Annotated in this window: 15 protein-coding genes and 1 pseudogene; 7 read left to right on the top strand and 9 right to left on the bottom strand. The window is 64.5% G+C overall.

The window, feature by feature from the left end:
- The first annotated feature begins 87 nt into the window (after nt 1–87).
- From Q322_RS0107315 to Q322_RS24970, 5 genes are all read left to right on the top strand, one after another.
- Entirely contained in the window at nt 88–408 is a 321-nt protein-coding gene (locus Q322_RS0107315; protein ID WP_029477201.1) for a hypothetical protein, read from the top strand.
- Nucleotides 405–1,154 carry a 16S rRNA (guanine(527)-N(7))-methyltransferase RsmG gene (gene rsmG, locus Q322_RS0107310; RefSeq protein ID WP_029477200.1) on the top strand — a complete coding sequence of 250 codons (750 nt, stop codon included), beginning with the start codon at nt 405–407 and terminating at the stop codon, nt 1,152–1,154. The genes Q322_RS0107315 and rsmG overlap by 4 nt, the downstream gene beginning before the upstream one ends.
- Before the next feature lie 87 nt (nt 1,155–1,241).
- Nucleotides 1,242–1,991, top strand: coding sequence for a ParA family protein (locus tag Q322_RS0107305; RefSeq protein ID WP_029477198.1), 750 nt, complete (start codon nt 1,242–1,244; stop codon nt 1,989–1,991).
- Nucleotides 1,975–2,832: a ParB/RepB/Spo0J family partition protein gene (locus Q322_RS0107300; protein ID WP_029477197.1), complete on the top strand. Its 858-nt coding sequence runs from the start codon at nt 1,975–1,977 to the stop codon at nt 2,830–2,832. Before Q322_RS0107305 ends, Q322_RS0107300 begins: the two co-directional genes overlap by 17 nt.
- A 3-nt stretch (nt 2,833–2,835) precedes the next feature.
- Entirely contained in the window at nt 2,836–3,087 is a 252-nt protein-coding gene (locus Q322_RS24970) for a HipA N-terminal domain-containing protein (RefSeq protein WP_415831111.1), read from the top strand.
- Nucleotides 3,088–3,174: 87 nt separating this feature from the next.
- On the opposite strand, the pseudogene Q322_RS24965 reads toward Q322_RS24970, so the two are convergent.
- From Q322_RS24965 to Q322_RS0107275, 5 genes and pseudogenes are all read right to left on the bottom strand, one after another.
- Nucleotides 3,175–3,873: pseudogene (locus tag Q322_RS24965) on the bottom strand (VanW family protein); the annotation flags it as partial.
- A 432-nt stretch (nt 3,874–4,305) separates the two neighbouring features.
- Nucleotides 4,306–5,325, bottom strand: a complete 1,020-nt coding sequence (locus Q322_RS0107290) for a YpdA family putative bacillithiol disulfide reductase (protein ID WP_029477194.1) — start codon at nt 5,323–5,325, stop codon at nt 4,306–4,308.
- Nucleotides 5,326–5,530: 205 nt separating this feature from the next.
- Nucleotides 5,531–7,225 (bottom strand): ABC transporter substrate-binding protein, encoded by a 1,695-nt coding sequence (locus Q322_RS0107285; protein ID WP_245593176.1) that lies wholly within the window; start codon nt 7,223–7,225, stop codon nt 5,531–5,533.
- Between the two features lie 546 nt (nt 7,226–7,771).
- Entirely contained in the window at nt 7,772–8,236 is a 465-nt protein-coding gene (locus Q322_RS0107280) for a hypothetical protein (RefSeq protein WP_029477191.1), read from the bottom strand.
- Between the two features lie 114 nt (nt 8,237–8,350).
- Nucleotides 8,351–9,505, bottom strand: coding sequence for a pyridoxal phosphate-dependent aminotransferase (locus Q322_RS0107275; RefSeq protein ID WP_029477190.1), 1,155 nt, complete (start codon nt 9,503–9,505; stop codon nt 8,351–8,353).
- A 139-nt stretch (nt 9,506–9,644) separates the two neighbouring features.
- On the opposite strand from Q322_RS0107275, the gene Q322_RS0107270 reads away from it, so the two are divergent.
- Both Q322_RS0107270 and Q322_RS0107265 read left to right on the top strand, forming a co-directional pair.
- Nucleotides 9,645–11,054, top strand: a complete 1,410-nt coding sequence (locus tag Q322_RS0107270; protein ID WP_051668330.1) for an MFS transporter — start codon at nt 9,645–9,647, stop codon at nt 11,052–11,054.
- A 33-nt stretch (nt 11,055–11,087) separates the two neighbouring features.
- Nucleotides 11,088–12,614 (top strand): hypothetical protein, encoded by a 1,527-nt coding sequence (locus tag Q322_RS0107265; RefSeq protein WP_034417933.1) that lies wholly within the window; start codon nt 11,088–11,090, stop codon nt 12,612–12,614.
- Nucleotides 12,615–12,664: 50 nt separating this feature from the next.
- Here Q322_RS0107265 and Q322_RS0107260 read toward each other — a convergent pair whose 3' ends face one another.
- From Q322_RS0107260 to Q322_RS0107245, 4 genes are read right to left on the bottom strand one after another with little or no spacing between them, the layout of a single operon-like run.
- Nucleotides 12,665–13,372 (bottom strand): ABC transporter ATP-binding protein, encoded by a 708-nt coding sequence (locus Q322_RS0107260; protein WP_029477185.1) that lies wholly within the window; start codon nt 13,370–13,372, stop codon nt 12,665–12,667.
- A complete protein-coding gene (locus Q322_RS0107255) occupies nt 13,365–14,204 on the bottom strand; it encodes an ABC transporter ATP-binding protein (RefSeq protein ID WP_034417929.1) in 840 nt (279 codons plus the stop codon). The genes Q322_RS0107260 and Q322_RS0107255 overlap by 8 nt, the downstream gene beginning before the upstream one ends.
- A complete protein-coding gene (locus tag Q322_RS0107250; protein WP_029477183.1) occupies nt 14,191–15,186 on the bottom strand; it encodes a branched-chain amino acid ABC transporter permease in 996 nt (331 codons plus the stop codon). Before Q322_RS0107250 ends, Q322_RS0107255 begins: the two co-directional genes overlap by 14 nt.
- Nucleotides 15,183–16,043: a branched-chain amino acid ABC transporter permease gene (locus tag Q322_RS0107245; protein WP_029477181.1), complete on the bottom strand. Its 861-nt coding sequence runs from the start codon at nt 16,041–16,043 to the stop codon at nt 15,183–15,185. Before Q322_RS0107245 ends, Q322_RS0107250 begins: the two co-directional genes overlap by 4 nt.
- Nucleotides 16,044–16,140 lie beyond the last annotated feature (97 nt).

Genomic DNA, 16,140 nt, shown 5'->3' with positions numbered 1-16,140 from the left:
TCACGGCCCGCCTCTCTGATGTACCGTCTCCTTGACGCCGGCTGAGTTTCACGGGAAACTTGACGGTGAAACAACGGAGGGTGGGCATTGAACACATTTGAGGAAGGGCTGCTGCTCGGTATTCTGATTGGCGAGGGACATTTTGGCGGCGATGGGAAACAGCCCCAGGTCACCCTACGGATGCATACCCGCCATCACAAACTCTTCGAAACATTGCTCCGACTGTGTCCTGGGTCTAAATTGTACGGTCCCTACGAGCACGGTGGACGCAGTTATTTTCAGTGGATGGCGCGGGGCCAGGTGTTGCGCGAGACGCTAATGCCATTGCTGGACCGTTTGCCGCTGGAAAGCATTGACCCGCACGTCTACGGGCGCTATGCAGATATGAAAATGCGGTACAGCCTGTGAGGAGTGAAAGCGCGGACCTGTTGCAGCGGGGCGCACAGGCGCTGGGACTGGAGGTGATAGACCAGCTTCCAGCCTTCGGGCGGCTGTTGGAACTGCTTCGGGAAGGCAACACTCGCCTGAATTTGACCGCCCTCAAGACCGAGGAGGACATTGTCCTCAAGCATTTCGTGGATTCGCTGACCTGCCTGCGGGGAGCATACCTGGAGGGGGCGCTGGCTGTTCTCGATCTGGGAGCGGGGGCGGGATTCCCGACCTTCCCACTGGCGCTCGTCAGGCCAAAGCTTCGGTTCACGCCTGTCGATTCGACCCGCAAAAAGATCGACTTCGTTCGGGAAACTGCCTCGCAGCTCGGTCTCGATCAGGTGACGCCACTGGTGGGCCGGGCGGAATCGCTGGGGCAAGATGCGGAACACCGGGGCAAATATGACCGCGTGGTGGTGCGTGCCGTCGCTTCGCTGCCAGTCCTGGCAGAACTGGCACTGCCGTTGCTGCGCGAGGGAGGCCTGCTGGTGGCGCAGAAGGGGAACATCACCGCCGAGGAGTTAAACGCCGGACGGCGCGCGGCGGGAGAGGTGGGCGGCAAGGTTCAGGTGGTGGACCCGTTTGAATTGCCCATCCTGGGCGACGCGCGGACCCTGATCGTGATTGAGAAGCACAGGCCCACGCCGTCCAAATACCCCCGGCGCGAGGGCGTCCCTACCGCCCAGCCACTGTTCTGGACGCCACCTCCCCGACAGGCACGCTAAAGTGAAGGGCAAAGGTGAGGTTGACTTGATGGGAGACGGGCAAAAGAGACGACCGCATGGTGCGGAGATGGCACACGGGGGGCCGCAGTGAACGTGCTGGGCCTGGTCAATCAGAAGGGAGGGGTGGGGAAGACCACCACCGCGATCAATCTGGCAGCCTACCTGGCCGCAAGCGGGCGGCAGGTCTTGCTGCTGGACATGGACCCGCAGGGCAACGCCACCAGTGGTCTGGGCCAGCGTGGAGCCGAGCTGGGGCTGTATGAGGCTCTGGAAGATCCGGCCCGCGCAGCCGAATGCATCCGTCCCACCGATCAGCCGGGGCTGGATCTCCTTCCTGCCACGCCCGATCTGGCGGGCGCGGGTGTGGAACTGGCCGATGACCCGGACGCGCTGAGTCGCCTGCTGGGCAGCCTGACCGGCTACGACCTGATCCTGGTGGACGCGCCACCCTCGCTGGGGCCGTTGACGGTCAATGTGCTGGCTGCTGCCGACGCGCTGCTGATTCCCTTGCAGGCCGAGTATTACGCCCTGGAAGGGCTGGCGGGCCTGATGGAAACGGTGGAGCGCGTACAGGGCGGCCTCAATCCGCGCCTGAAGGTGCTGGGCGTGGTGCTGACCATGTTCGATGGGCGCACCAATCTGGCCCAGGAGGTCGAGACGATGGTGCGGCAACACTTTGGCGAACTGGTCTTCTGGTCCGTGATTCCACGCAACGTGCGGCTCTCGGAGGCGCCCAGCTTCTCCAAGCCGATCAACGCCTTCGCGCCGTTGTCCAGCGGCGCGGCTGCCTACAAGCGACTGGCCGACGAGGTGATGTCGCGTGTCGAAAAAATCTAGTCTGGGCCGGGGGCTGGACGCCCTGCTGGCCCGCCCGGTGGCCGAAGCACCTGCCAGCAAGAGTGCCAGTGGAGTGCAGGCCCTGAGCATCAACCGCATCGTGCAGGCGGGCTATCAGCCGCGACAGGTGTTCGAGCCGACCTCGCTGGCCGAACTGGCCCAGAGCATCCGCGAGAAAGGGGTGATCCAGCCGCTGCTGGTGCGCCCGCGCGGTGAGTCATTCGAGATCGTGGCCGGGGAGCGGCGCTGGCGGGCCAGCCAACTGGCCGGGTTGACTGAGCTGCCGGTCATCATCCGCGATCTGGGTGACCGCGAGGCGCTGGAAATCGCCATCGTTGAAAACCTGCAACGCGAGGACCTGGGACCGCTGGAAGAAGCGCGGGCCTATCAGGCATTGCTGGACCAGGGACTGAATCAGGAGGGGGTGGCGCAGGCCGTGGGCAAGGGCCGCAGCACCGTGTCCAACGCCCTGCGGCTACTGACCCTGACTGACGGTGCCCTGCGCGCCCTGGACAGCGGCCAGATCAGCGCCGGACATGCCCGCGCCATTCTGGCCCAGCCGGACGCGGACCGCGCCTGGGCGCTGGAACAGATCACGTTGCGGGGCCTGAGCGTCCGCGAGGCCGAGGCGCTGCGCCGGGAAGGCAGCGCAAAAGCCAACGCGCCCATCAAGGTCAATCCGCCGCGCACCTACCGCCAACTGGAACTGGACCTGAGCCGCCGCACCGGAACCCGTGTCCGCATCACCGGCGAGGACAAGGGCAAGGTGGAGTTGAATTACGCCTCGCGCGAGGAATTGGACCGGCTGCTGAATTTGCTGGGATTTGAAGCCGAATCATAAGGCATCCCGAGAGGGGAGAGGCGTGCATGCTTCTCCCTCTCCCCTCCTATTTCTTCCTGCTCAGCGCCCTGTGCCGACCAGAAAGATATTCGGCCACGGGCGGTAGCTGCTCTTGAGGGTGTCCTGCCTGACGGTTTTGCCGTTGCGCACCAGCTTGCGCGTGACCTCCATCACCGCGCCGGGGGCTGCCCAGTCCACCTGCTTGCGCTGTCCGGCAGGCAGTGTGGCGTCGGGGATGATCCTGTCGGCAGGTGAGGGCGTGGAACTGAGCGTCCTCGGCTTGCCGATCTCCACGGTGAAGTCCCGCGCCTTGCCGAACACGCTGATACTCAGGCTAGCCGCCTCGTCGTCCCACTCGGTCTGGAACCACAATGCGCCGCCAGTGTCGTTGGCGAACTTGAGGTCCAAGCTGGGCTGGTAAATGGTGGCGTCCAGCCCCTGCGGATCGTAGTAGTGCACCTGATACGAGTGGTTCTGTCGCTGAAGGGTGGGAAGCCCAGCGCCGTACAGCGTGCGGAAGGCGGTGGTGCTGACCTGGCAGATGCCGCCGCCGACGCCGCTGGCGGTGCGGTCCCCGGCGATCACCAGACCGGTCACGTAGCCGTTGCTGGACGTGACCGGACCGACGAAGCCATTAAAGGAAAAGGTCTTGCCCTCGAACAGCCGGTCGCTGAAGTTCTTCGCGCCCACATGAATATTGGTCACGCGGGCGTCGCTGCTGCCGTAGTAGTTGGTCTCGCCGGTGCCCAGATGCGCGGTGATCCCTCTGGAAAGGAAGTAATCCAGGGTGCGCTGCGGGGCCGTCTGACCCGTCACGACAACGCTGGCCTTGACACCTCTGGGATCCTGGACGGCGGCCAGGACATTGGCGCGGGTGGCGGCCAGATCGATCTGGAGGGCGTTGCGCTGCACCACTGCCCAGCCGTCCCACAGTTCCTCGAAACGGGCGTCCTGCGCCTTTCCGGCCAGTCCGTTCACGAACTTTTTCAAATCCGCGTCCAGGCTGGCGGTAACCGCGCCGCTCTGCCGGATCAGCGCCATGCGTGGGCCAGGAATGGTCAGCGTGCGGGTCAGCGGCACGGTGGTCTTCTTGCCGTCCACCAGCACTGGGATGGTGGTTTCCACGTTGATCAGCAGCGGTCCCTTGAAGGCGGGCACTCTGACGGGCGGCGTGGTTGCCGGAGCTGGCTCAGGCACAGGCATCGGCACAGGCGCGGGGGCTGGTGGGGTGGGTTCCGGCACAGGGTCGGGAGTCGGCTCTGGCTCTGGAACTGGCTCTGGGACCGGGGCAGGCAACGGCTCTGGCAATGTGGGCGAGGGCAGCGGCGGCAGCGCCGGGATGGGCGGCATCTGGGCGATACCCTGACCCAGTGCCGCCGTCAGCAGCGCGGCACCCAGACCCAGGGACAGGCGGAATCTTGACCTCATGCCCGCCAGTATCTCACGCGCCCGCAGCACGTCTGTGAGGGAACATCAATGCGCCAGCAGCTCCGCGCGCCCGGCCAGTTGCCGTGTGATCTCGGCCACTGCCGCCTCAGCGTGGTGGCGTCCATTCTCGATAAACACCTGATTGGTCTTGCCCGCAAAACCCGCGCTGCCCACCACGAACAGTCCCGGCGTGCTGCTCTCGTACTGCTCGTCTAGAACCAGACACGCGTCCGGCTCTTGCGCCAGATTCAGATCACTCAGGAAGGAGAGGTCTGGACGGTAGCCGGTCAGTGCGAAGGTGAAGTGGGTGGGCAGCTCGAAGGTGGTGCCGTCCTGGCGCTCCACCGTCACCACGTCCTGCCCGATGTCCACCACCCGCGAGTTGAAGTGGGCGGCAATGCTGCCCTCCTTGATGCGGTTTTCCAGATCCGGGCGCACCCAGTACTTGATGGTGCTTTTCAAGTCCGGCGCGCGGACCACCATCGTGACCTTCGCGCCGCCGCGCCACAGGTCCAGCGCCGCGTCGGCGGCAGAGTTGCCCGCGCCGATCACGGTCACGTTCAGGCCCATGAAGGGGTGCGCCTCGGTGTAATAGTGGCTGATATTCGCGCTGTCCTCCCCGGAAATGCCCAGGTGCAGCGGGTTGTCGTAGTAGCCGGTTGCCACCACCACGCGCCGCGCCTCCAGCACATCGGGGATACCGTCGCGGCGATTGGTTTCCAGCGTGAAGCCCGCCGGGGCCGCATGGACCGCCGTGACCGAGGTGTACTGCTCGATGTTCAGCGCCTCGCGCTGCGCCACCAGGCGGTAATACATCAGCGCGTCGCGGCGGTCCGGTTTGTCGTGGCCGGTGACCATCGGGTGGTTGCCGATTTCCAGTTCGGGGGCGGTGGTGAAGAACGACATGTAGGTGGGGTACTCAAAAATGGCGTTGACCACGCAGCCCTTGTCCAGCACCACGTAGCTGAGGCCTGCGCGCTTGCAAGAAATAGCGGCGGCCAGCCCCACCGGGCCAGCGCCGACGATGGCGACATCGAACAGGTCAGAAGGGGGGGCAAGACTCATGCCTCCATTGTGTCAGCCAGACACGAATGAGACCGTGAGATTTATAGACGGTTGGGACGGTAGGGGAGGGGAGAGGTGGCCCTGATCAGACGCGAGTCGCCCCTCCTGAACTTTTCAGGCAGGGTGCGGGCGCTGAGAGCACCCTGGTCAGGCTAAATGCCAGCGAAAGGAGTCATACTTGCTGGCCCGTCTCTGAATAGGCCTGTTATTTCTTGCTCAGCTCCCGCCACAGCGTTCCGGTAAAGCCGAACGAGCGCATGGGGTTGTAGCTGGCTGCCGACGCGCCCTGAAGGTTGCTGCGAACGGCGCGGATGTTGGTCTCGGCGGGCAGCACGATAAAGGGACTTTGCTGGTAGGCGCGGTCCGCCACCTGCTTGTACAGCCCGGCGCGGGTGGCGGGGTCCACCGTGGCGCGGGCCTGCTCCAGCCAGCGGTCCACGTCCGCGTCTTTCCAGTTGTTGGTGGGGTAGAAGAAACCGCCGGAGCTATAGAAGGTGTACATGAAGTTGTCAGGATCGGCGTAGTCCGCGCCCCAGCCCATCGGCAGCATGATCTCTAGGCCGTCCTGCATCTTTTTGGACTGCTCAGACCACGGCTCCTCGATGATGTTCATGCGGAACCTGGGATTCAGGGCCTCCACATTGCGCTTGAGCAGTTCCAGCGCCACCTGTCCGGCGATGTGCCCGGTGCGGTAATTGGCGTTGATGGTAAAACCGTTCTTCCAGACCTCGCCGCCACGGGCCTTCTTGAACAGCGCCTGGGCCTGTGCCGGATCGTACCCATACGTTTTGGTGCTCCCCGAGTAGCCGGGGAAGGTGTCGGGCAGCAGCATGGTGCGTTTGACCGCCTTGCCGCGCTGCACGTCGCGCATGTACTGGTCGTAGTCGAAGGCGTAGGCAAAAGCCCGGCGCACATCGGTGTCGGCGAAGAAGTCGGCGGGGATGCCCTTGCCGTCCAGCTTGCCGCTGCCCAGAGCGGAACTGCTCTTGATCTTGTTGTTCATGAACAGCGCCTGCGCCCCGGCGCTGGGCAGGTTGTCCAGCACATTCACGCCGGGTTTGCCCCTGAGCTGCGCCTCCACGTTGGCGCGCGTTCCGGCCTCGATTAGATCGGCGTCGCCGCGCAGGAACGCCTGCTGCCGCACGGCCAGTTCGCCCACCTTCTGCATGATCACGTTGGCGATGGCTGGTTTGCCGCCCCAGTAATTGGGAAAGGCCCTCAGCAAGATGTTGTCGGCGTCGCGGCGCAGCAACTGATAAGCCCCGGTGCCGCTGGGCTGGGCGCTCAGCTTGCTGCCCGAGACGTCCTTGCCCATCCAGTCGCGCCAGGTGGCCTCGGTGCCGTTCCACTCGCCCATTTTGGTGGCCCATTTGCTGTCCAGCACGCCCATTCCGGCAAAGGCCATCTTCGCCACAAACGCTGGATCGGGTTTGGGAAGTTTAAAGACCAGTTGCCCCTGCGCGTTGCAGCTCACGGCCCCGGAGATGCGTGCCCAGGTGACGCTTTTATCCGTCTTGGCGTTGTCGCGCGTGCCCAGCAGCGACTCGCTGATAAACCAGTTGGCCGATTCGGCATGGTTCGTCACCAGATCGCGGCGGTAGGTGTACTGGGCGTCGGCGCAGGTCATGGGGTTGCCGCTGTGGAACTTGACGCCCTGATGCAGGTTCACCGTCAGCGTCCTGCCGCCGTCGCTGTACACCGGCAGCGCCGAGGCCAGCAGCGGCGTCATCTGCGTCAGGCTGGCTCCCTTGTAGGTCCACAGCGTCTCGTACATGTTCTCGATGATCTGGAGGCTGAAGGTGTCGTAGGCGGCGCTGGGGTCCAGCGTAGTCACGGTGGCGGCCTGCTGAATAACCAGCGTGTCCTTAGGCGCAGCGGCGAATGCGGCGCTTCCCAGCACGGCAAGGGTCAGGGTCAGGGTATGGAGTGACGTGATCGTGAACCTCCGGGGATGGGGGAAGTGGGGGAGAGACTGGAGCTGGACTGTTGGAAACGTCTCCCACTATGCGCGTCCCGGCACAGGGGGGCAAGTTGGGGAGGGCCGCATTCATCAACTTCGCTGCCTGACCAGATTAACGCGTCGCTCATTTTGGGTAGGGGGCCTGGAACCAGAACACGCAGTCAGACCCACAGAAGACGTGGGCCACGAAACGCAGTTCCACAGCCCTGATAGCCTCACCTCTGATTGGCTTTGCCTCTGTGGCAGCCTCACATTGGCAGAGTGACTGGGCCATCAGCGTGAGTCCGAAGTTGCCCATCGACCTGACAGCACAGGCGACTCAGGGCGTAAGCCGTCTGGACAGGCGGTTCCCGCAACGGCTGGGCCTGCCAGTCAACCAGGCATGGGGTAACCTTGAAATCGCCCGCAGCTCGAACGCTACGCTAAGCCCCCCAGACCCGTAAAAAGGCCGAGGGGGCGTGCCACTGTGCGCTTTATCTCGAGGCGTTAATTCAAGCGGTAGTTCAGGCCCAGGCGTGCACCGAAACCGAATCCGATGCTGCTGCCCGTGCCCAGCGAAACCGTGGGGCCAGCATTCACTTCGCCAAAAACGCTGATCGGGGCATTGAGCTGATACTTGAGACCGGCTGTAACGTGGGGATACACCGTGAAGCCGGTGCCTTTGCCCAGAGAGATCCCTGCGCCCAGGCCCGCGCCGTAGTACGGCGTGAACGCACCCAGATTGCCGCCCGCGAGATTGGCCAGATAATCCACCGAACCGCCCACCGAGAGCGTGCCGAAGTTAAAGCCCACGGCGTCCAGGTTCAGACCGTAGCGGAGGGCCGACTGCGCGTTACGGTCGGTCTGGTAATGGATGGACAGACCGCTGCCGATAGAGCCGCCGATATAATTCGCGGCAGAGGCGGAGGAAGCGGCGCTGAGGGCCAGGAGGGTCAGGGTGGCTTTCTTCATGAACCCATCATATCGAGATTGCCCATCCTCTGAAAGGCAATGGCCTTCACATATCCCTGGCAGTGGTCTTCATACTCTGCTTATTTCCTGACATTGATTGTGGGGGCAGTCTTTTCAAAGCGCGACCTGGTTGACCGCCGAGAGCCGCTGCAAGGCCCGCGCGATCTCATCCCGCGATTTACAGAAGGCGACGCGCAGCAGGCCCTCCGGCGCGGGGTGTTGCCAGTAGAAGGCCTCGCCAGGAATCACGGCCACGCCGCGCTCCACCAGACTTTCTGCCCGCCACTCAGGGTGAATCGCCGTGAGAAAATAGGTGCCCTGCGGCATGAAGACGGCGGCTCCCAGGTCGCGCAGGCCACCGGCCAGAAGCCCCCGCCGGGCGCTGTACTCGGCCCGCAGATCCTGGTAGAAACCTTCGGCGCGGGCCAGCGGCAGGGCCAGGGCCACCGCCGCCTGCAAGGGCGTGGGCGAGCAGAACGATCCCTGCTGGCGCACCCCGGCAATGTTGGCGGCCACGCCCCGGCCCGCCTCCCCGTTTCCGGTGCTGGCGGGCGGACACGCGATCCAGCCCACGCGCCAGCCGGTGGCCTCCAGCCGCTTGCCCGCGCTGCCCACGGTAAAGGTGCGTTCGGGGGCCATGTCGCGGATGGACACGGGTTTCTCGCCGAAATACAGTTCGTCGTAGACCTCGTCGCTGATGATCCACAGGTCATGCGCGCGGGCCAGCGCCACGATTTCCGTCAGTTCCTCGCGGGAAAAGACCGTGCCAGTCGGGTTATAGGGACTGTTCAGCAGCAGCGCCCGCGTGCAGGGAGTCACGGCGGCCTTCAACGCCTCCAGATTCAGGGACCAGCCTCCCGCCCCGGACAACTGCATGGGCACGGTAACGGGTATGGCCCCGGCGAGCAGCGTCTGGGGAATGTACACGTCGAAGACCGGTTCCAGCATCAGCACCTCGTCGCCTGGACCGTACAGCGACAGGGCCAGCACGTTCAGCGCCTCGGTTGCGCCGCAGGTCACGATCACATCCGCGCCGTCCACGCCCAGATCTGTGCCGATGGCGTCGCGCAGTGCGGGCAGGCCGGACGGCGGGCTGTACTGGTCCAGCGTGCCCACCGCCCGCCGCGCCGCGTCCAGCAAAAAGGCCGGGGGAGAATCGGCGGGAAAGCCCTGGCCCAGATTAACGGCCCCGTACTGCGCGGCCAGGCGGCTCATGCGGGCAAACACGCTCTCCTGCGAGGCGCGGGCGCGGGGCAACAGTTCGGGCATGGCCCCAGTCTGCGCCCCGGCGGAGGGCGGCGGGGGCAGGCGGGTCAGACAGGGAGGGCTAAGGAGGCAAGGAGCGGGACATCAGACGCCTCCACCCGGCGGCCAAACCTCACATCTCCGCCCGTCCGCCTGTGCGAGGATGCCCCCCGTGAGCAGCGTCGCCCATCCCACCTCAGTCCCCCTGCCCGCCGTGCCGCGCACGCTGAGCCTGGGTCTGGTGCTGGTAGTGCTGATCGTGGCCTTCGAGTCGATGGCGGTCAGCACCGTGCTGCCCAGGGTCGCCGGAGAACTGCGCGGGCTGGCCCTGTACGGCTGGGCCTCCAGCGCCTTTTTGCTGTCCAGCCTGTTCGGCGCGGTGCTGGGCGGCGTGGTGGCGGACCGGCGCGGGCTGGCGTTCGGGGCCGTGCTGGCGTTGGTCCTGTTCGCTGCCGGACTGCTGGTAGGGGCCGCTGCGCCCACCATGCTGATCTTCGTGCTGGGCCGCCTGATCCAGGGCCTGGGGGCCGGCGGTCTGGCGGCGCTGCCGTGGGCGGTGATCAGCACCCGCTACCCGCCGGGGGCGCGCGCCCGGATGCTGGCGGCCATTTCCAGCGCATGGCTGCTGCCCGCGTTGATCGGCCCGCTGATCGCCAGCCTGATCGCCGATACGTGGTCCTGGCGCGCGGTGTTCTGGGGGCTGGTGCCCGTGCTGGCCCTCAGCGCACCGATGGCTGTACTGCCGCTGCGCGTCCGCGTCCGGCAGCCGCAGCAGGGTGAGGCATCGCGCGGCAGCCGCCGCATCCTGTGGCCTGCGCTGGGGCTGGCCCTGTCTGCGGGCGCGCTGGTGGAGGGCCTGCGCCGCGCCGACGCCCTGGGATTGCTGCTGGGCGCAGTGGGTCTGATCGGCGTGGGCCTCAGCACCCGCGTGCTGTTCCCGGCGGGCATGTGGCGCTTCAGGGGCGGCCTGCCCAGCGCCCTGATGGTCCGGGGACTGGCGGCGTTTGCCATCATGGGCACCAGCTCCTTTCTGCCGCTGGCCCTCAACGAGTTGCGCGGCCTGAGCCTGACCGGTGCGGGCCTGATCCTGTCGCTGGGCGGCGTGAGCTGGACGCTGGGATCGTGGATTCAGGCCCGCATCGAGGACGCGCGCGGCGAGGCGTCCCGGCCCGCCCGCATTCGCGCCGGCCTGAGTGGCGTCACCGTCGGCGTGGCCATGACCGCCCTGGGCGTGCTGAACATTCTGCCGCTGTGGGCCATCTACCCCGGCTGGGTGCTGGCCTGCCTGGGCATGGGCACCGGCTATACCAGTATTTCCCTGTTCGCCCTGTCCAGTGTGCGCCCGGAAGGTGCGGGGCAACTGTCCGGGCAACTGGCGAATATCGAATCGCTGATGGTGGCGCTGGCCGCAGGCGTGGGCGGCGCACTGATCGCCCGCGTGCGCCCACTGGACGGGGCCTTCACGCTGGCCTTCGCGGTCACGTTGCTGGGGGCGGTGGTGGCCGCGCTGCTGGCCGGACGGCTGTGGGCGGGTCAGAGGGAAGAGGTGGGAGAAGAGGTGAAAGCGGTTTGATGGTGACGGGGCGCAGCAGGGTAGGATAATTGAGTGACGGCAAAACTAAACGAGTTTGTCTGGGAGATGTATATAGCGTCTTCTGAAGGTCAGTTGGCGCTCAGTTACTTTGAGCGGTTGGACAACTTTGCCGAACGTGCAGATCTGCTGGAAACTTTTATGGGCGTGGATGGTTGGATTGCTGTTCATGGCAGTGATGAACTGGAATGGCAGGAGGTTTCCCTTGGAGACGAGGAAATTGCCTACATCACCGCCGTTCGTGAAGCCGCTCAGGAATTTGCTACGAATACGCCTGAGCAAATTAGACATCTCCTAACTCAGTTGGTTAGTTCGGGTACTGTTCGGCTGTCAGAGAAAGACGGTGACGTTCTTGCTCTGGACGATGTATTCGCCAATTTGCACTTGCTGAGTCTGGGCCTTTATCTCGCCCACCCAGACGTTTTTTTACCTTATGCCGTGTCTGGTAACTTTTACCTCGTTCTCAAAATTTCCGAAACTTTCAGCATTCCACTTCCGCCCGTCCCCCCGAAGAATGATCGTCTGGGGCGGTGGCTCTACTACGCCCAGCTCTGCGCGGCATTTTGGGATTTCCGCAGATTGAATGGGTTGTCGCTGCCGGAGCTGCTGGCCTTCATGTACGACTTTTCGGTGAATTACGTGGATGACGGTGAGAACAACGATCTTCCCGAGCCGCGTAGCGCCTGGCTGCTGATCGGCGGCGTTGAGAACGATGACTTGGAATGGATGGATGAGAATCAGAGTGTCGCGCAGACGCACTGGCAGGGCAATCTGGATATGCGGCGCGGTGACGCTTGCATCATGTACGCCAGAAGCCCGGTCAGCGCGGTGCATTCGCTGTGGCGGGTGGTAGAAGACGCTTACGAGGACCCGTTCTTCCACTACAAGCACGCCGTTCAAATCGGCCAGCCATTGCGCCTGCCCGCGCTTCATTTCCGGGAAATTGCCAGTGATTCTTTGTTGGGCCAGAACAAGTACGTTAAGGCCAACTTGCAAGGAGCCAGCGGGAAAGCCCTAACTCACGGCGAATACGAGCGAATCCTTCAAATGCTTGGCACCAAAGCGGACCTTCCGGCGGGCATTCCGCATTTCACGCCGCAGAAATCAGTTGATCTGAGCGCACTTGCCAATGAGCGAGACGTTGAAATTCAGTTGATTGAGCCACTGTTGCAACGTGCCGGGTTGGAGCCGAAAGATTGGGTCAGGCAACTTCCGGTGCGGATGGGACGCGGCGAACGGGTCTATCCAGATTATGCAATCGGGCTGACAGGCAGCGCGCCCGAGCAGCGTGCCAAGGCTCTGGTAGAAGTTAAATACCGCGCCGCAGGAGAGCGCGACTGGCGAGAAGCCTTCTTGCAGGTCAAATCCTACGGCCTTCGTCTGGGAGCGCGGGTCATCCTAACTGCCGCTGCTGAAGGTGTGCGCGTCTATCAGAAAAAAAACGACGATTTTGACTTTGCCTCCGGACAGCACCACGCTTGGGCCGATTTGCAAGCGGGCGAAACGCTGAGGCAGTTGGGACGGCTTCTGAGAGCAAAATAAAAGCAGTGGAATCGGCTTTGAACTGCCAATTCCACCGCTCGCAGCTCGACCTACACCCCCAAATATGCACTCCTAACCCGGTCATCCGTCATCAGCTCCTGCTGCGTGCCCTGCAAGGTCAGCACGCCGCTTTCCATCACGTAGCCCCGGTGCGCGATGTCCAGGGCGGCGTAGGCGTTCTGCTCGGCCAGCAGCACGCTGACCCCGGCCTCGTTGACGCGCTGGATGGCGGCGAAGACCTGCTCCACCACCATCGGCGCAAGGCCCAGGCTGGGTTCGTCCAGCAGCAGCAGTTCGGGGCGGGCCATCAGGGAACGGGCAATCGCCACCATCTGCTGCTGCCCGCCCGACAGGCTGCCGGCGGGCGCATTGCGTTTCTGCACCAGATCGGGAAACAGGGTGTAGACGCGCTCCAGCTCTCGGTTGGTGCCCGCCGTGTCCTTGCGGTGAACGAAGGCACCCAGCCGCAAGTTTTTCTCTACGCTCAGGTCCGGGAACAGCAGGCGGCCTTCCGGACACTGCGCGACGCCGTGCGCCACGTTGTACTCGGGTGTGCCGCCGGTCAGCGGGGTGTTCTTCCATTTGGCGCTGCCGCCGCTGGCCCGTTGCAGGCCCGACAGCGTGCGAAACAGCGTGCTCTTGCCCGCACCGTTGGCCCCCAGCATCACCACGATCTCGCCGGGATTCACATTCAGTGAGATGCTGTGCAGGGCGGTGAAGTGGCCGTAATTGACGCTCAGATCGCGGACCTCAAGCATGCTTCGATTCCTTGGTCAATTGAACTGCGCCCGGGGCAGGAGCATCACCGTTTGTGGCCTGTCCCATCTGGCCGCCGTGGGCGTGACTGCCCAGGTACGCCTCGATCACGGCAGGGTCGCGGCTGACCTGCGCGGGCGTGCCCTCGGCGATCTTCTGGCCGTGGTGCATCACCAGAATCTCGTCGGCCAGGCCCATCACCAGGCTCATCTTGTGTTCCACCAGCACCACGCTCAGGCCGCCCACCACCAGTTCGCGGATCAGGGCCATGAGATTGACCGTTTCCTCGGGGTTCATCCCGGCGGCGGGTTCGTCCAGCAGCAGCAGTTTGGGGTCGCTGGACAGGGCCATCGCGATCCCCACGCGCTTTTGCCCCTCCTGCGTCAGCGCCCCAGCGGGCAGGCCCGCCTGCGCGGCCAGCCCCACCCGTTCCAGCGCCGCCATCCCTCCGGCGCGGCTTTCCTCCTCGTCGTGCCGCTCGCGTCCGGTTCGCAGCAGGGCGTCCCACAGTCCGGCGCGGGTGCGGACGCGGTGGCCGATCATGGCGTTGTCCAGCACGCTCAGTTCCCTGTAAATGGTGGTGGTCTGGAAGGTGCGGGCGATGCCGCGCGCCACCACGTCATGCGTGGGCAGGCGGGTGATGTCCTGGCCCAGAAACTGAATGCTGCCCGAGGTCGGCTGGTAAAAGCCCGAGATCAGGTTAAAAAAGGTGCTCTTGCCCGCCCCGTTCGGCCCGATGATGGCGGTAATTTTCCCGGCCTCGATGCTGGCGGTCACGTCCTGAACGGCGTGGTTGCCGCCAAAATGGATGCCGAGGTTCTTAACTTCCAGCACGGCTGGCCTCCTTCTGGGTGGGCGGCGCAGCGGGTGGCGGGGTGCGCCGCGCGGTCAGGCGCATCCATAGCCCAGCTATTCCCTGCGGCGCGAACATGATCAGCAGCACCAGCAGTGGCCCGAAGACGATGTACTGGTAGTCCTGGAGGCCCTTGAGGTTCTGCGCCAGCGTGTACATCAGCGCCGGTCCCAGCAGCGGCCCGGCCAGCGTGCCCAGCCCGCCCACCAGCAGGTACAGCAGGATGGTAAAGGTCTGGATCGGCCCGGTGGCCGCCGAACCCAGAAAGCCCAGATAGGTGGCGTACAGCCCGCCCGCGAAGCCCGCGATGGCGGTGGACAGCATCATGGCCCGCAGCTTGTGAGAGTAGACGTCGATGCCCGCACTGCGCGCCAGATCGTCCCCGCCACGAATGGCGATCAAGGAGCGTCCGAACACGCTGCCCCGCGCCCGCGCCACCGCGATCACCGTCAGCGCCAGCGAGATCAGCGCAAGATAGTAAAAGCCGCCCGACAGCTTCAGGCCCACGCTCTTGGACAGCGCCTCCAGCCCGGCGGGAGGCATGATGCCGTTCAGGCCATCGTTGCCGCCCGTCAGCGCGTCCCACTTATTAATAACCAGCATGATGATCACGCCCACGCCCAGGGTGAAGATGGCAAACGTGTCCCCCTTGGTGCGGAAGGCCACCAGCCCCAGCAGCAGCCCGGCCAGCGCGGAGATCGCCACCGCCACCGGCCACGCCAGCCAGAAGCTCCAGCCCAACTTGAGGGTCAGAATGCCGGTGGCATACGCGCCGATGCCGAAGAACCCGGCGTGTGCCAGCGGCAACTGCCCGGTATAGCCCAGCAGCACGTTCAGGCCGTACGCCAGAATCGCGTAGATCATGATGTTCACGCCGATGTCCAGCACGTAGCCGGATGGCCCGAAGAGCGGCACCAGGGCGGCTAAAGCAAAAACCGCAACCCACCACATCCAGCCCTTCATGTGCCCCTCTTGAACAGACCCTGGGGCCGGATCGCCAGCACCAGCACCAGCATGGCAAAGCCGATCACGTCGGCGAAATCCAGACTGATATACGCGCCGCCAAAAGTCTCGGCGAAGGACAGCAGAAACGCGCCCACAATTGCGCCCGGCACGCTGCCCATGCCGCCCAGGATGATGATGGCGAAGACCTTGAGGTTCATGACCTCGCCCATACTGGGGCTGACCAGCAGTGTGGGGGCAATCAGGGCCGCCGCCGCCGCCGCCAGCAGGCCAGAAATGGCGAAGGTCAGCGCGCCTACCCGGTTGGTGTTGATGCCCACCAGCCGCGCGCCCTCACGGTTTTGCGACATGGCCTCGATGGTGGCCCCCGTCAGCGTGCGTTTCAGGAAGTAGTTCAGGGCCACCACCACCACCACGCTGGCGGCGATGATGATCAGGCGCTGCCAGGTCACGATCACGCCGCCGATCTCGACGATGCCGTTGATGGGTGCGGGAATCTGCTTGAAATCCGGCCCCCAGATCAGTTGCACGGCGGCCTCCAGAAAGAACAGCACCCCGATGGCCGCGATCATCGGCGAGACGTGGGGCGCGTCCCGCAGCGGATAAAAGATCACCCGCTCCATCAGGGCGGCCAGTAGCGCCACCCCGATGGCCGCCAGGATCAGCGCCGGGACGTAGCCGATGCCCAGCCCGGTCAGCGAGGCGTAGGTCAGGTACGCGCCCAGCATGTACAGCCCGCCGTGCGCAAAATTCGGCACGCGCATCACGCCATACACCAGCGTCAGGCCCAGCGCCACCAGCGCGTAGACCCCGCCCAGCGCCACGGCATTGAAGAGTTGTTGCAAAAAAGTGGTCAAGGGGCAAGTCCTCCAGAGCAGGGGGGATAAGGCAAGGGCCGCGAAAAAAGACTGAGATGATTGAGTGCGAATGGCTGGGCTGGCTTGACCCCTCTGT

It is taken from the genome of Deinococcus frigens DSM 12807, assembly GCF_000701425.1.
Classification (GTDB): domain Bacteria; phylum Deinococcota; class Deinococci; order Deinococcales; family Deinococcaceae; genus Deinococcus; species Deinococcus frigens.
Note: the sequence above shows the minus strand (reverse complement) of the source record. Positions and strands in the feature narration are given on the sequence as shown.

Bases quoted from the DNA above. Each gene is read 5' to 3' on its own strand.
- Q322_RS0107290 (WP_029477194.1), bottom strand. From the start codon at position 5,325: ATGAGTCTTGCCCCCCCTTCTGACCTGTTCGATGTCGCCATCGTCGGC.
- Q322_RS0107260 (WP_029477185.1), bottom strand. From the start codon at position 13,372: ATGCTTGAGGTCCGCGATCTGAGCGTCAATTACGGCCACTTCACCGCC.
- Q322_RS0107250 (WP_029477183.1), bottom strand. From the start codon at position 15,186: ATGAAGGGCTGGATGTGGTGGGTTGCGGTTTTTGCTTTAGCCGCCCTG.
- Q322_RS0107275 (WP_029477190.1), bottom strand. From the start codon at position 9,505: ATGCCCGAACTGTTGCCCCGCGCCCGCGCCTCGCAGGAGAGCGTGTTT.
- Q322_RS0107280 (WP_029477191.1), bottom strand. From the start codon at position 8,236: ATGAAGAAAGCCACCCTGACCCTCCTGGCCCTCAGCGCCGCTTCCTCC.
- Q322_RS0107270 (WP_051668330.1), top strand. From the start codon at position 9,645: ATGCCCCCCGTGAGCAGCGTCGCCCATCCCACCTCAGTCCCCCTGCCC.